This window comes from Paraburkholderia sp. BR14312 (assembly GCF_040948675.1).
GTDB lineage: Bacteria > Pseudomonadota > Gammaproteobacteria > Burkholderiales > Burkholderiaceae > Paraburkholderia > Paraburkholderia nodosa_A.
This window is the reverse complement of the sequence record NZ_JBFPKI010000100.1, coordinates 1-255: the sequence shown is the minus strand read 5'-3', so window position 1 is coordinate 255 and position 255 is coordinate 1. Positions and strand designations below refer to the sequence as shown.

Below are 255 nucleotides of genomic sequence, written 5' to 3'. Positions count from 1 at the left end.
GGATAGATGGTCAGCAGCGTGAGAAGCGCGGAGACCGTCATCATCCGGCTGCGTCCATATTTGTCGGCGAGATGCCCCATGAACGGCGTTAACACCATCAGGATCGCGCCCGTCAGCACCGTCGCCGAAAAACCCGTCGACGCTGGCAGATGCAACTGCTTCACGGCATACGTCGGCATAAAGAGAATCATCAGATAACTGGCCGCCGTGGACACCGCCATGATGCCTGCCGCAAGCAGGACGCGCCCCTTGTGA

The 255-nt window shown here is 59.6% G+C and carries 1 pseudogene; it reads right to left on the bottom strand.

The window, feature by feature from the left end:
* Positions 1–255, bottom strand: a pseudogene (locus tag AB3X98_RS42190) (MFS transporter); the annotation flags it as partial.